Annotated in this window: 14 protein-coding genes; all 14 read left to right on the forward strand. The window is 45.0% G+C overall.

Features of this window, described 5'->3' with window-relative positions; genetic code table 11:
- Nucleotides 1-697 precede the first annotated feature (697 nt).
- The 14 genes from HUJ22_RS00250 to rfbC all read left to right on the forward strand — a co-directional run bounded on the left by HUJ22_RS00250 (nt 698) and on the right by rfbC (nt 14,344).
- The gene (locus HUJ22_RS00250) at nt 698-1,906 is read left to right on the forward strand and encodes an acyl-CoA dehydrogenase (RefSeq protein WP_290871974.1); all 1,209 of its coding nucleotides are present in this window, start codon (nt 698-700) and stop codon (nt 1,904-1,906) included.
- 671 nt (nt 1,907-2,577) lie between these two features.
- The gene (locus tag HUJ22_RS00255) at nt 2,578-2,766 is read left to right on the forward strand and encodes a hypothetical protein (RefSeq protein WP_290871976.1); all 189 of its coding nucleotides are present in this window, start codon (nt 2,578-2,580) and stop codon (nt 2,764-2,766) included.
- The gene (locus HUJ22_RS00260) at nt 2,767-3,240 is read left to right on the forward strand and encodes a nucleotidyltransferase (protein ID WP_290871979.1); all 474 of its coding nucleotides are present in this window, start codon (nt 2,767-2,769) and stop codon (nt 3,238-3,240) included.
- A 1,112-nt stretch (nt 3,241-4,352) separates the two neighbouring features.
- On the forward strand, nt 4,353-4,859 hold the full coding sequence (locus HUJ22_RS00265) for a DinB family protein (protein WP_290871981.1): 507 nt from the start codon (nt 4,353-4,355) through the stop codon (nt 4,857-4,859).
- Between the two features lie 95 nt (nt 4,860-4,954).
- Nucleotides 4,955-5,917, forward strand: coding sequence for an alpha/beta hydrolase (locus tag HUJ22_RS00270; RefSeq protein ID WP_290871983.1), 963 nt, complete (start codon nt 4,955-4,957; stop codon nt 5,915-5,917).
- 14 nt (nt 5,918-5,931) lie between these two features.
- Entirely contained in the window at nt 5,932-6,084 is a 153-nt protein-coding gene (locus HUJ22_RS00275) for a hypothetical protein (RefSeq protein ID WP_290871985.1), read from the forward strand.
- Between the two features lie 471 nt (nt 6,085-6,555).
- Nucleotides 6,556-6,768 carry an addiction module protein gene (locus HUJ22_RS00280; RefSeq protein ID WP_290871988.1) on the forward strand — a complete coding sequence of 71 codons (213 nt, stop codon included), beginning with the start codon at nt 6,556-6,558 and terminating at the stop codon, nt 6,766-6,768.
- Between the two features lie 18 nt (nt 6,769-6,786).
- Complete coding sequence (locus HUJ22_RS00285) at nt 6,787-7,074, forward strand: type II toxin-antitoxin system RelE/ParE family toxin (protein WP_290871992.1); 288 nt, start codon at nt 6,787-6,789, stop codon at nt 7,072-7,074.
- A 997-nt stretch (nt 7,075-8,071) separates the two neighbouring features.
- Complete coding sequence (locus HUJ22_RS00290) at nt 8,072-9,280, forward strand: Wzz/FepE/Etk N-terminal domain-containing protein (RefSeq protein WP_290871995.1); 1,209 nt, start codon at nt 8,072-8,074, stop codon at nt 9,278-9,280.
- A gap of 1,044 nt (nt 9,281-10,324) precedes the next feature.
- Nucleotides 10,325-10,849, forward strand: a complete 525-nt coding sequence (locus HUJ22_RS00295; protein WP_290871998.1) for a hypothetical protein — start codon at nt 10,325-10,327, stop codon at nt 10,847-10,849.
- 8 nt (nt 10,850-10,857) lie between these two features.
- Nucleotides 10,858-11,847 (forward strand): NAD-dependent epimerase/dehydratase family protein, encoded by a 990-nt coding sequence (locus tag HUJ22_RS00300; protein ID WP_290872001.1) that lies wholly within the window; start codon nt 10,858-10,860, stop codon nt 11,845-11,847.
- On the forward strand, nt 11,844-12,890 hold the full coding sequence (gene rfbB / locus HUJ22_RS00305) for a dTDP-glucose 4,6-dehydratase (RefSeq protein WP_290872004.1): 1,047 nt from the start codon (nt 11,844-11,846) through the stop codon (nt 12,888-12,890). Before HUJ22_RS00300 ends, rfbB begins: the two co-directional genes overlap by 4 nt.
- A gap of 41 nt (nt 12,891-12,931) precedes the next feature.
- Nucleotides 12,932-13,798 (forward strand): glucose-1-phosphate thymidylyltransferase RfbA, encoded by an 867-nt coding sequence (rfbA, locus tag HUJ22_RS00310; RefSeq protein ID WP_290872006.1) that lies wholly within the window; start codon nt 12,932-12,934, stop codon nt 13,796-13,798.
- Between the two features lie 9 nt (nt 13,799-13,807).
- Nucleotides 13,808-14,344 (forward strand): dTDP-4-dehydrorhamnose 3,5-epimerase, encoded by a 537-nt coding sequence (rfbC, locus tag HUJ22_RS00315; RefSeq protein WP_366870985.1) that lies wholly within the window; start codon nt 13,808-13,810, stop codon nt 14,342-14,344.
- The last annotated feature ends 17 nt before the right edge of the window (nt 14,345-14,361 follow it).

The raw sequence follows: 14,361 nt of genomic DNA on the forward strand, positions 1-14,361 counted from the left end.
CCTGCTTACCCACCTTCTCAACCGTTGTTTACTTCTTTCCCCGTGTTTTCAGGTTGCTCCTTAAATGGATTCTGAGGTGGTAATATCCCGAAAATTTCCCCCCAGGATCTTTTAAGTTTTGAGCGAAGCGGTAACTTAAAAGTAGGCGCCCTGATAAAGCACGACCTGCCCACCGGGTAAAACCTGACAAGTCTCTGACTTGTATCATGATAGGGGTGTTTGAAATGAGTTGGTTGCCTCTTTCGCCCCCTTGTTCATTTTGGCTTGATCCAAAACGAACCAAAAGATCAAGAAAACACGAAGATCGCAGGCCCGGTAAACACTTGCACGGTTCCTGCTTACCCACCTTCTCAACCGTTGTTTACTTCTTTCCCCGTGTTTTCAGGTTGCTCCTTATAGAAATTCGGATGCATGGGAATGCCCCGGTGGTTGTAGAGAGCACATCCTTTGAACCATGATTTTTAAGATTGAAAGGATTTAGCGGATGACCAGAACTACTTCAATGTTCCTTGTTCGATGTTGAATGTTCGATGTTCCACACCATTCAACATTTCTAATTCATAATTTCAAATTCCCCTCATCCCTGGGAACAAAGCAAAAATATATTTTCCACAAAAACGCACACAAACCTTTCAGGCTGAGGCATATTTTTCTTACTATCCAATAAACAAACCATCAAGATAAAACAGCTTAACCCATGTCCAAGACTCTCTTCAACATCGACGACGCTTTTCTCTTTGAATCGGAACTGAATGAGGAAGATCGCCTCATCATGGAAACGGCCCGTGATTATGCCCAAAGCAAGCTGGAGCCCCGGGCCCTCAAAGGGAATACCGAAGAATATTTTGATCAGGATATTGCCAAAGAAATGGGGGAGATGGGCTTATTGGGAGTGACCATTCCTGAAGAATACGGCGGATCGGATGCCAGCTATACCGCATACGGTTTAATTGCCCGTGAAGTGGAACGGGTAGATTCGGGCTATCGCTCCTTTATGAGCGTACAGTCGTCGCTGGTGATGTACCCCATTTCCGAATTCGGCACGGAAGAGCAAAAGCAGAAATATTTGCCAAAATTGGCCTCGGGTGAAATGATCGGCTGTTTTGGGCTGACCGAACCGGATCACGGCTCCGACCCCGGCTCCATGGTGACCACTGCCGTAAAAACCGACGGCGGATGGAAGCTGAACGGCGCCAAAATGTGGATCACCAATTCCCCCATTGCCGATCTGGCCGTGGTATGGGCCAAAGCTAAAGAGAATAAAGATGATGAAGGCGTGATTCGCGGGTTTTTGGTGGAAAAAGGAACCAAAGGATTTTCAGCTCCGCACACCAAGTATAAAATGAGTCTGCGAGCCTCCGAGACGGGAGAACTGGTTTTTGATGATGTATTTGTGCCGGATGAAAATGTATTTCCGGATATAAAAGGACTGAAAGGCCCGTTCATGTGTCTGAATTCTGCCCGTTACGGCATCGCCTGGGGAACCGTGGGTGCAGCAGAGTTTTGCTATCACCGGGCCCGTCAATATGTGATGGAGCGTAAACAGTTCGGGAAGCCGCTGGCGGCAAATCAGCTTATTCAAACCAAGCTGGCGAATATGATGACAGACATCACCTCCATGCAGATGCTGGCTTTCCGCCTGGGCAAACTGAAAGACGAAGGACGCGACCATCCTTCCATGACTTCCCTCGCAAAACGACATAATTGCGGCAAAGCACTGGATATCTCCCGGGTTTCCCGCGACATGCATGGCGGCAATGGCATTGTAGGTGACTACCGGGTGATCCATCATGTCATGAACCTGGAGTCTGTAAATACCTACGAGGGTACTTATGATATCCATGGCCTTATTTTGGGACGAGAAATAACCGGTATTCAGGCCTTCACGCCGAAGGGGAATGAGTAAGGATTAAATTCCAAATTCCAAAAAGCCCGGTCATTGTGAGGAGCCCGGGAGGTGGAATGCAGGGTTGGGAAGTCCAACGACGCGGCAATCTCCCTGATACGAATCCGGCAGTGTAACAACGGCTAAAACCCTGTCCCTCTTTGGAGAGGGCATGCGAAATGAACTTGTTCATGCAGCGAGGGAGAGGGAAGCCAGGGGCAGTGGAGCCGGAAGGTGCCAAATTAATATCCAAAGCCCATGGCACCACCGCCCTCCCCGCAAGCAACAGGCGAGCTGTTCTTGCTGTCCCTCCAAAGGGACACAGGGTTCGGTGGTTACTGTCCGGGCGCCACACAGAGTCATCCTGAGGGTACTCCCGAAGGATCTGCACAGGCTGAATCAGGCTTTATTCCCCGTATCTGCGAAGGGTTGTTCAAGTGCCTCCCATTGCAAATGTATGATTTGTAAACCCTTCGCTTGTGTAAAGGAAGGGATCGGAAGTTGTGGCGCGTCCAACACTCTGAACCGGGATTTCAAGGATGAACAGATTCCGCGGATAAATAAAACGTGATGATAAGGTAGTTTCAAAGACCCCAACTTTTACATATTACTGTTAAAGGAAAAATGGACATCTTTGGTATAATCAGTTATACTAAATTATTCGGTAACTAACATTCATTAAAACTACCGTTATGGAACGCATTGTAAATATTGCAAAAAGTCATAAGGAAGCAAGGGATTGGGATATTGAACAAGCGATATCTATGACACCGGAAAAACGACAAGCTATTGCTAAAGAGCTGAAGATTCGTGTTTTTGGGAAAACAGCCAAGGACGTAAAAGAATCCCATCGTTTGCAAATGAAAGATCAGCGTGATTAGATGGATTCCAATTATTTTTCCGGTGATATAAAAGAATTCATCAGGCTTTTAGATAGGTACGATGTTAAATATATGATTGTAGGAGGGGAGGCTGTGATCTATTATGGTTATCCGAGACTTACCGGTGATGTTGATTTTTTCTTTTCCTCTGAAGATAAAAATGTAACCAAATTATTTAAGGCATTATCAGAATTCTGGGATGGGGATATTCCGGGAATTGAAACTGTGGATGAGCTTAAAACACCGGGTTATGTGATACAGTTTGGATTGCCTCCTAATCGCATAGACTTAATGAATTCTATTGATGAGGTAGATTTTGGCGATGCCTGGAAAAAAAGTAAAACAGAACAAATAGAGGTGAATGGGAAGGAAGTTCCGGTATATTATTTGGGATTAGAGCATTTAATAAAAAACAAAGCTGCATCTGCCAGGGACAAAGATCTTGATGATCTGTCATATCTGAGAAAATTATAATTAAAGTTTATTACATACCATACCGTAGTCATCCGTAAGATCCGTTTTATCCGCGTTCCATTCGGTTGCTTGAAATGACTTGGTTGGCTTAGTCGTGCAGGTCTGAAGATCTTGGCTTGTTTATGTCCTTGCCATTCCTTCGCCACTCGGTCCATTGCACATCGTCCATCGCATTTCATTGGGACGATGAACCCCCAGGATTTTTGGAATGAATTGGTTGCCATGAATTTCGACCTCTTCTGTCTTCTCCTTCGCAAGGAGAAGGACGCTTATACAAATTCTGAGGTGGTAATATCCCGGAAATCACCCAAAGAGTTTCTCCTCCCGGGAGGAGATAAAGAGGAGGGTCGCTGGTGCCAAGGGCTCCGGTGGTAGATTAGGTTTGGTTGCCTCCATCTCCAAACCCTATCCCTGTCCCTTTCCCTAACGATCGCTTGCATTACGCCGCTCACGCCAAGGGCAAGGGAACGCCTTGGTGGCTTTGGATGTGGTTAAAGCTTCGGTGGTTGTGGCAGGCGCATCATCGGTGAATCGCGGATTATCCGGATAAAGGGATTCCGCGGATGACCAGAACCACTTCAATGTTCCTTGTTCGATGTTGAATGTTCGATGTTCTACCTGACAACCCTGGGTATAAAAAGCCCGTCATCCCGGTCAAACCGCAGTGAAGCGGAGGTGCCGAACCGGGATCTCCCTAAAATGGCTTGAAATTTTAAACCCACTCCCATCATCTGACGACTGTTTAAGGGGGCAGGCCGTCAACTCCTGCAAAGAGTCGTCCGATGATTAAGCAAGCCGGCGTACTCCGTGTTCCATTTGGCTGTTGGAAATGAGTTGGCTGTCCTAAACTCCGACCTCATCTGTCTTCTCCTTCGCAAGGAGAAGGACGCTTATAGAAATTTGTATGCATGGAAATGCCAGGAGGCTGTGGCACGTTCATCACCTTGAACCGGGATTTTCAGGATGAACAGGATTTAGCGGATAAATAAAACCACTTCAACGTTCCTTGTTCGATGTTGAATGTTCGATGTTCAATGTTCTACCTTTTTTGCTGAAATTTTGTTTGCATTCAATTACCTTAGGCAGGCAATTTCCATAGATCAAAGGTATGCATGGATTTAAAAAAGAAACTTTTAGAAAATACGGAGGCACTGATCGCGAAGGTGGATCAGGTGTCCGATTCCCAGTTCAACACCAAACCGGGAGGAGCGGAGGACAGCTGGTCGGTGGCGGATGTGGTGGAACATTTGTACCGGTCTGAATTCGGCATCCCCAAGCTTTTTACCGGTAAAACGGAAGCCGTGGTTGATCGTGCCCCTGATGCCTATCTTGAAGTCATGCGGAAACGGTTTTTGGAATCCGATAAAAAAATGAAAGCCTCCGATATTACGCTCCCCACAAAAGGGAAAAAACCCAAAGAAGCACTGATTTCCAAATTCCGGAAAAATCGCCGGAAAATTGCCGAATTGACCGGCGAATTAACGCCCGAAGCCTTATGTCTCTTATTTGAACACCCGATCTATGGATATTTGACCCGGCTGGAATGGGTTCATTTTAATATCATTCACGCCCAAAGACATATGCGACAGATTGAACGCATCAAATCTCAGATAAATTGAGCACCTTTAGAGACATCATCAGGATTTAACATCGAGTTCAAAAAAAGAATAAGGAAACAGAAAATAACCCCCAATAATCAGGACTATTGATCACTATGAAAATTACAGGCAGCGCATTGTTGGTATTGTTGTTCACAAGTGTTTTATCAGGGATGATAAATGCTCAGAGTTATTCGACAGAAGAGGTCGTTTTTAAAAGTGGCGACAATGTTTTAAGCGGGACGCTGGTGTTGCCCAACCGCGCTGAAAACGTGCCGATCCTGGTATTTATGGGAGGGATGTATGAATGGGGAGATTTTCATCCGCAACGCGAAGTTTTTATTCGTGAGAACCTGGAAGCGGTTTTCCCGCCGGCCGGGATCGGGGTGTTTTATTATGATCCGCGGGGAGTAGGGGATTCTGACGGGCGATGGAGCCGTACGACCCTCAACGGTTTTGCCGATGACGCCAAAGCCGCCATTGCTTACCTGGAACAGCGAAGGGAAGTGGATGCCGGCCGGATTGGGATTGTTGGTCAGGGCGAAGACGGCTGGGTGGCACAGATTGTGGCGGCCACCGCTCCGGAGCAGGTGAAGCTGATGGCCTCCCTGGCCGGACCTACCTTCAGCGCTACCCGGCAGCTGGTGAATGAATATCACAGTGAATATGTGTGCAACGGTCAGGACAGCACTTCGGCCTATGAAAAAGCCGTTCAGAAAGCGCAGTCGCACCAAAACTGGGTGTCTGCCATTTCCATCACGCGGCGGTGGCGGCACATGAAAATGAAACTGGATTTCGATCCCGCCCAATATATCCGGGAGATTGACATCCCCGCCCTGTTTGTATTCGGCGAAAATGACGGACAGGTGTATGCCGACTGGGCGATGGAGGAATTGAATATCATCTTTCCGGATTCCCTGCCTTCCAACTTCAGAACCCACCGTATCGCCGGCGCCAATCACTATTTCCACGTCGTCCCGCCGTGTTATGAGTATGAGGATGAGCGGGTAAGTGTAAGCCGAAACTTTTCATTCCGTTTCAAAGAAGTATTCCAGAGATTCATTTTTGAGAATTTGTAGGGGTAAGCACCCAGATGCTAAGTGCCAAGGACCAAATTCCAATGACCAAAAGGGCCGGCCATGGGGTACCCCAGGATCTTTTAAGTTTTGAGCGAAGCGGTAACTTAAAAGAAAGTGCCCTGGGAAAGTATGACCTGCCGGCCGGGTATAACCTGACAAGTCTCTGACTTGTATCATGATTGGGTTCCTTGAAATGACTTGGCTGCCTCTTTCGCCCCCTTGTTCATTTTGGCTTGATCCAAAACGAACCAAAAGATCAAGAAAACACGAAGATCGCAGGCCCGGAGGCGCCAAGGGCAAAGGTGGTAGATTAGGTTTGGTTGCCTCCATCTCCAAACCCTATCCCTGGCCCTTTCCCTAACGATCGCTTGCATTACGCCGCTCACGCCAAGGGCAAGGGAACGCCTTGGTGAGTGTGGATGCGGTTAGGTTAAAACCCCGGTGGTTGTAGAGAGCACATCCTTTGAACCATGATTTTCAGGATGGGCAGGATTCAGGGATGTTCAAAACCACTTCAACATTCCTTGTTCGATGTTGAATGTTCGATGTTCTACACATTCAACATTTAAAATTAACCTTACCATTGCTTTAGAAGATCTTTTTGTTCAAATTGTACTATTGAATTTAATTAACTCGTTATGGAAGACACGCTGATCAAAGAATTATCGCGACTCAATAAAAATGAAAAAATCATTTTGGTTGAAGCTTTGTGGGATTCTATAGCATCCGACCCTGACCAGGTTGACGTCCCCGCTCATCATCAAACCATTATTGAGAAAAGGCTGCAGACGCTTAAAGAAGATAAAGCCAATGGAAAGCCCTGGAGTGAAATCCGGAAAAAATATTTGTAGATAAGCGTGCCTAAAACATTGATCCTTACACCACAAGCCGAGAATGATTTTGAGGATGCTTATAGTTGGTATGAAAATCAAGACCCCGGTTTGGGGAAAGAGTTTGCTCGCTGTGTAGATGTAAAATTAACCTCGATTCTTCGGGTTCCTCATCAGTATCAATTGATTTATGAGAACACAGTTCGCAGGGCATTGGTCGGCCGATTCCCTTTTTCGATTTACTTTGTTGATGAAGAGGATTCGGTTACGGTATTTGCTGTTTTACATCAACACCGCAATCCGGAGATTTGGGAATCACGTATATAAACCCCGGCTCCTCCCAGGATCTTTTAAGTTTTGAGCGAAGCGGTAACTTAAAAGAAAGTGCCCTGGGAAAGTATGACCTGCCGGCCGGGTATAACCTGACAAGTCTCTGACTTGTATAATGATTGGGATGTTTGAAATGACTTGGTTGCCTCTTTCGCCCCCTTGTTCATTTTGGCTTGATCCAAAACGAACCAAAAGATCAAGAAAACACGAAGATCGCAGGCCCGGAGGCGCCAAGGGCAAAGGTGGTAGATTAGGTTTGGTTGCCTCCATCTCCAAACCCTATCCCTGGCCCTTTCCCTAACGATCGCTTGCATTACGCCGCTCACGCCAAGGGCAAGGGAACGCCTTGGTGAGTGTGGATGCGGTTAGGTTGAAACCCCGGTGGTTGTAGAAAGTACATCCTTTGAACCATGATTTTTAAGATTGAAAGGATTTAGCGGATGACCAGAACCACTTCAATGTTCCTTGTTCAATGTTGAATGTTCGATGTTCTACCTGACAACCCTGGGTATAAAAAGCCCGTCATCCCGGTCAAACCGCAGTGAAGCGGAGGTGCCGAACCGGGATCTCCCTAAAATGGCTTGAAATTTTAAACCCACTCCCATCATCTGACGACTGTTTAAGGGGGCAGGCCGTCAACTCCTGCAAAGAGTCGTCCGATGATTAAGCAAGCCGGCGTACTCCGTGTTCCATTTGGCTGTTGGAAATGAGTTGGCTGTCCTAAACTCCGACCTCATCTGTCTTCTCCTTCGCAAGGAGAAGGACGCTTATAGAAATTCGGATGCATGGAAATGCCCCGGTGGTTGTAGAGAGCACATCCTTTGAACCATGATTTTTAAGATTGAAAGGATTTAGCGGATGACCAGAACCACTTCAATGTTCCTTGTTCCTTGTTCCTTGTTGGATGTTGGATGTTGGATGTTCCTCCACTAAATACCCCTTTATATACAATCCCAAACTTCGTATTATCATCACTTAACAAAATTCAGGAACAGTGAGCGAAGAAAATAATCCAAATCAGGGTGAGGGAGGCGAAAAGCCCGGCAAGAAGAACGATTCCGAAAATTTCCCCATTCAGGAATACCGGTTAATACCGGCCGACCAGTCATACGGCGGATATGAAGAAGATGAAATTGATCTCATAGAACTGGCCAAAACCATTTGGGAGAGCCGGCAGGTGATATACAAATTCGTAGCGGCCGGTGTGGTACTCGGGGTGATGGTAGCCTTGCTCAGTCCTAAAGAATACCAAAGCGGCGCCACGCTGATGCCCGAAGCACAATCTTCCCAAAGCGGTGCAAGCAGCTTACTGCAACAATACGGCGGATTATTGGGAATGAGCGGCAGTGCAGACTTAGGAGCAGAAGGAATGATCCCCCCACAGCTCTACCCGGAAATTGTAGAAAGCCTGCCCTTTCAGCTCGAACTGCTGAACACCGAAGTGGAATTTAAAGATTTTGGCACCACTGCATCCGTATATCATTTCTTTGATGAAGTATATACGCCTTCAGTTCTTTCTTATGCAAAGGAATATACTCTTGGCCTTCCGGGAAAAATCATTGGAGCGTTTAAAGAGGAAGCTCCGGTAACAGCCTTGCCCCGTGGATTTGAGGCAGACTCTATAATATCCGTTACCAAAGACCAAATGGAAATTGTTGAAAACATGCGGGAGCGGGTATCGGTTTCCATGAGTGATGAAACCGGGGTAATCAGCTTGTCTGTGACCATGCCCGACCCAAACGCCGCCGCAGAGTTAACTAAAACCAGTATCGGGCTGATGCGGGAATACGTGATTAACTACCGCACCCGCAAGGCGGAGCAAGACCTCATGTTTGCCCGCGAGCAAATGGAAACGGCCAAAGCCGATTTTGAAACCGCCCAAAACCGTTTGGCGGAATTCCGGGACAGTAACATTAACCTGTCTTCGGCCCGTGCTCAAACCCAGGAGCAGCGCCTGCAGTCGGAATATGACCTGGCCTTTAATGTGTACAACACGCTTGCCCAGCAGGTTGAGCAGGCCAAACTGAAATTACAAGAGCAGACCCCGGTGGTGAGCATACTGCAGCCGGTGCAGGTACCCGTAAATGACGAAACCAGCGGGGCTATGATCTTAATTGTATTTGTGATGCTCAGCGGAATTGCGAGTATCGGCTGGATTTTTATTCGTCAGTTTTTGAAATCCAATCCGTTTGGGAAGGAATAACTTCTCTAATACACCCGGTCAAAGAGGGGCCCGTGAGGTGTAATGCAGCCCTGGGTATAAAAAGCCCGTCATCCCGGTCAAACCGCAGCGAAGCGGAGGTGCCGAACCGGGATCTCCCACCACATGGATTGTCCTCACCACAGCCTCCTTGTTGACTAACTTTGCTCGAACCAAGGAGATCGCGGGTCCGGGCCCGCGATGACTTATTTTATTATAACGATGTCATCCTGAACGAAGCGCATGCGGAGTGAAGGATCTCCCTGATACGGCTTGCCCAGGATCTTTTAAGTTTTGAGCGAAGCGGTAACTTAAAAGAAAGTGCCTTGGGAAAGTATGACCTGCCGGCCGGGTATAACCTGACAAGTCTCTGACTTGTATCATGATTGGGTTCCTTGAAATGACTTGGCTGCCTCTTTCGCCCCCTTGTTCATTTTGGCTTGATCCAAAACGAACCAAAAGATCAAGAAAACACGAAGATCGCAGGCCCGGTAAACACTTGCACGGTTCCTGCTTACCCACCTTCTCAACCGTTGTTTACTTCTTTCCCCGTGTTTTCAGGTTTCTCCTTAAATGGATTCTGAGGTGGTAATATCCCGAAAATTTCCACAGAGTTTCTCCTCCCGGAAGGAGATAAAGAGGAGGGTTAGTGGTGCCAGGGGCTCCGGAAGCTGTGGCGCGTCCAACATTTTGAACCGGGATTATCCGGATGAACAGATTTCACGGATGATCAAAATTGCTTCAACATTCTTGAATGTTCGATGTTCTACCCATTCAACATTTCTAATTCATAATTTCAAATTCCCCTTTCCCGTATAAAAATTTATCCCTATCATTGAGTAGTAAAATTACTCGATAATGCGCAACGCAGTTGCGTGCGAAATTCAAAATGAAAAATTCAAAATGAAAAATAGGGTAGGGATGCCGTTAGGGGTTCTATCATCTATTATACTACCTGTTGGTTATAATGCGACCACGATGGTCTAAAACACCCGGATACCCATTTTTCATTTTGAATTTTAAATTTTTAATTCCCTACGGGACCACATGTTAGACACTTTAATCCAATCCAAAACCCGGCTGAAGCTCCTGCTTCGCTTTTTCCTCAACCCGGAAAGCAGCGCGTACTTGCGCGGACTGGCCCAGGAGTTTGACGAAAGCACCAACTCCGTGCGCATTGAGCTGAACCGCTTTGAGGAGGCGGGATTGATAGAGGGGCATAAAGAAGGGAACAAAAAGATGTATAAAGTGAATACAAAGTTCCCTATGTTTAGCGAATTACAGAACATAGCCTTTAAACATTTTGGTATAGACAAGATCATTGAGCAGATTCTTGATAAGCTGGGCGAATTGGATAAAGTTTATTTAATAGGAGACTTAGCACGGGGATTGGATACCAATATCATTGATATTGTACTGATTGGAGAAAACATCGATACATCCTATTTGTCTAAGCTGGTTGCTAAAGCCGAAGACCTGCTAGGTAAGAAAATTAGGACTTTGGTATATAATTCGGATGAAGAGGTTGAGATTGAGTCTCCGAAACTATTGATATACGGAGAGGTAAGTTGAAATTAGGAATGTTAAAGAATAAAGGGAATACATTGAAAATAGTAGTCACGGGCGGTGCCGGCTTTATCGGAAGCCATTTAGTGGACCGATTACTAAAAGAAGGCCATACGGTTACTAACATTGACAACTTCGATCCATTCTACGATGAAAGCATCAAGCGCGAGAATATAAAAGGGCATTTGGAGTATGATTCTTATACGCTGCATGAAGTAGATATAAGAGATAAAGAAGCCCTGGATAAAGCTATTTCCGATGATACCGATGTCATTGTACACTTAGCGGCCAAAGCCGGTGTTCGTCCTTCCATTGCAGATCCCATCGCCTACCAGGAAGTGAATGTAGCAGGTACACAAAATATTTTGGAAGTGGCTCGTGAAAAAGATATTAAACAGTTTGTGTTTGCTTCATCCAGCTCGGTATATGGTAAAAATCCCAATGTACCTTGGAAGGAAGATGATGCTGTATTGCAACCAATTAGCCCATACGCCAGCACCAAGGTAAGTGGAGAGTTGTTGGGACATGTATACAGTCACTTGTACCATATTCGTTTTTTAGCTCTTCGATTTTTTACGGTTTATGGTCCTCGACAACGGCCGGATCTTGCCATTCATAAATTTCTGAAGCTCATGAATGAAGGAAAGAAAATCACATTGTACGGGGATGGATCTACACGTCGCGATTATACCTACATTGATGATATTATTAATGGTGTTATGGCAGCTATTGAATACAAAGACTCCATGTATGAGATCATAAATCTTGGCAATAACCAAACGGTGGAGTTGTTGGAATTGGTGGAAGCAATTGAAAAAGCTTCAGGTATTTCAGCGAAGAAAACCTTTGGACCGGAACAGCCGGGAGATGTCAAGCAGACCTGGGCCGAAGTGGAGAAGGCAAATAAATTTTTAAATTATAAATCAAACTATTCCATAGAGAAGGGCTTGGTAAAATTTTCTCAATGGTATCGTAAAAATTCAAAAAAAGTGATTACACAATGAAAATAATAGTAACAGGCGGCGCAGGATTTATAGGTTCGTCATTACTCCGAATGATCATTGATGAGACCGAACATGAAGTTTTGAATATTGATAAGCTTACCTATGCCGGGCATCTGGAGTCCTTAGAATCCATTTCGAAGTCAAACCGATACCAATTTGAGCAGGTAGATATTTGTGATGCAGAAGAAATAAATCGCATCTTTAATGAATTTCAGCCAAGTGTCATTATGCATTTGGCAGCAGAATCCCATGTGGATCGCTCTATCGATGGTTCCGCAGAATTTATTAAAACGAATGTGAATGGAACGCATACCTTATTGGAGGTAGCAAAGCAGTATTGGCAGGGTTTGGATGACGAGCAAAAAGAGAATTTCCGATTTTTACATGTTTCCACAGATGAGGTTTATGGTGAATTAGGAGATGAAGGCTTTTTTACTGAAGAAACCCCCTACGATCCCCGTTCACCTTATTCATCCAGTAAAGCTTCCTCCGATCATTTGGTAAGAGCATGGCATCATACCTATGGTCTGCCGACGATGATTACCAACTGTTCGAACAACTACGGACCCTATCAGTTTCCTGAGAAATTGATTCCGGTCGTTATTTTGAAAGCATTACAAGGAAAAGATATCCCGGTGTACGGAACCGGTGAGAATGTAAGGGATTGGTTGTACGTAGACGACCATGCCCGGGCATTACTGAAAACAGTTCAGGAAGGAATACCGGGCGAAACCTATAATATAGGCGGCCACAACGAAAAGCAAAATATTGAAGTGGTCCACACAATCTGTGATAACTTGAATGAACTGGTTCCACAAGAAGCGAATTACAGGGATCAAATCTCTTTTGTTACCGACCGACCCGGACACGATTTCCGTTACGCTATCGATGCCTCCAAAATTGAAAAAGAATTAGGCTGGTTACCACAAGAAACCTTCGATAGTGGAATCAAAAAAACCATCCAATGGTACCTGGATAATATAGATTGGTGCGAGGCTGTCACAGAAAACAACTACGATCTCGAACGGCTGGGAACGGCTTAAATAATTTAAAATTTAGAATTACTCAATTTAAATTTTCCAAAATGAAAGGAATTATACTCGCCGGCGGAGCCGGAACACGTTTACACCCGAATACATTGGTAGTCAGCAAGCAATTACTACCGGTGTACGACAAACCCATGATCTATTATCCGCTATCTACTTTAATGCTTTCCGGTATTAAAGAGATCTTAGTGATTTCCACCCCTGAAGATTTACCGCGTTTTGAAGATCTGTTAGGTGATGGCTCGCAATGGGGTATTGAACTGAGTTATGCCGAACAGCCTAAGCCCGAAGGATTGGCCCAGGCGTTTATTATTGGAGAAGATTTTATTGGGGATGATAATGTTGCCCTAATTTTAGGTGACAACATTTTTTATGGACAAGGACTTTCTCAAAAACTCCAAAAGGCAGCTCAATTAGAATCCGGAGCAACGGTGTTTGGGTATAATGTTCAAGATCCGGAACGGTATGGAGTGGTTGAATTCGATGAGAACGGAAAAGTGTTAAGCCTCGAGGAAAAACCGAAACAGCCCAAATCTAATTATGCAGTGGTGGGTTTATATTATTATGACAACCAAGTTGTAGAACGAGCTAAGAACTTGGAACCATCTGCCAGGGGAGAGTTAGAGATTACGGATCTGAATAAGGTTTATTTAAAACATGAAGAGCTTAAAGTAGAATTAATGGGGCGGGGAACAGCCTGGTTGGATACCGGGACACACGATTCTATGTTGCAAGCCTCAAATTTTGTGCAAACCGTAGAACAGCGGCAGGGATTGAAGATTGCCAGCCCGGAAGAAGTGGCTTGGCGTATGAATTATTTAAATGATTCTCAGCTCAGAAATTTAGCAAATCCATTGATAAAAAGTGGTTATGGTGAATATCTACTTAATTTAATTAAGGAATAAATTTAGATGCTGGAAGTAGTTAAAGAACCTATACCGGGATTGTTAATTATAAAGCCAAGGGTTTTTAAAGATGAGCGTGGATTCTTTTTAGAGACCTGGCAGAAAGAACGATACAATGAGATTGGAATTAAAGAAGATTTTGTACAGGATAACTGGTCGCGTTCAACTAAAGGCGTTTTGAGAGGATTGCATTTCCAAAAAGAACATCCCCAAGGTAAGTTGGTGAGTGTTCGTTCAGGAAGAGTATTTGATGTGGCTGTTGATATAAGAAAAGATTCACGAACATTTGGAGAATGGTACGGGCAAGAACTAACTGATGAGAACAATCTGCAAATGTACGTGCCGCCAGGGTTTGCACATGGGTTCTGTGTATTATCAGAAAAAGCAGATTTTGTTTATAAATGTACCAACTTCTATATGCCTGAAGATGAATCCGGTTTAATTTGGAATGACTCCGATCTATCAATCAATTGGATATTAGATGAATCTGAAATAATACTTTCAGATAAAGATAAATTGAATCCAACGCTAGCAGAAATTGCATGAAATTCATTATTGATAGA

Source organism: Gracilimonas sp. (assembly GCF_014762685.1).
Classification (GTDB): Bacteria; Bacteroidota; Rhodothermia; order Balneolales; family Balneolaceae; genus Gracilimonas.

Coding starts and splice junctions, on each gene's coding strand:
- HUJ22_RS00250 (WP_290871974.1), top strand. CDS start 698: ATGTCCAAGACTCTCTTCAACATCGACGACGCTTTTCTCTTTGAATCG.
- HUJ22_RS00255 (WP_290871976.1), top strand. CDS start 2,578: ATGGAACGCATTGTAAATATTGCAAAAAGTCATAAGGAAGCAAGGGAT.
- HUJ22_RS00260 (WP_290871979.1), top strand. CDS start 2,767: ATGGATTCCAATTATTTTTCCGGTGATATAAAAGAATTCATCAGGCTT.
- HUJ22_RS00265 (WP_290871981.1), top strand. CDS start 4,353: ATGGATTTAAAAAAGAAACTTTTAGAAAATACGGAGGCACTGATCGCG.
- HUJ22_RS00270 (WP_290871983.1), top strand. CDS start 4,955: ATGAAAATTACAGGCAGCGCATTGTTGGTATTGTTGTTCACAAGTGTT.
- HUJ22_RS00275 (WP_290871985.1), top strand. CDS start 5,932: ATGCTAAGTGCCAAGGACCAAATTCCAATGACCAAAAGGGCCGGCCAT.
- HUJ22_RS00280 (WP_290871988.1), top strand. CDS start 6,556: ATGGAAGACACGCTGATCAAAGAATTATCGCGACTCAATAAAAATGAA.
- HUJ22_RS00295 (WP_290871998.1), top strand. CDS start 10,325: ATGTTAGACACTTTAATCCAATCCAAAACCCGGCTGAAGCTCCTGCTT.
- HUJ22_RS00300 (WP_290872001.1), top strand. CDS start 10,858: ATGTTAAAGAATAAAGGGAATACATTGAAAATAGTAGTCACGGGCGGT.
- rfbB (WP_290872004.1), top strand. CDS start 11,844: ATGAAAATAATAGTAACAGGCGGCGCAGGATTTATAGGTTCGTCATTA.
- rfbA (WP_290872006.1), top strand. CDS start 12,932: ATGAAAGGAATTATACTCGCCGGCGGAGCCGGAACACGTTTACACCCG.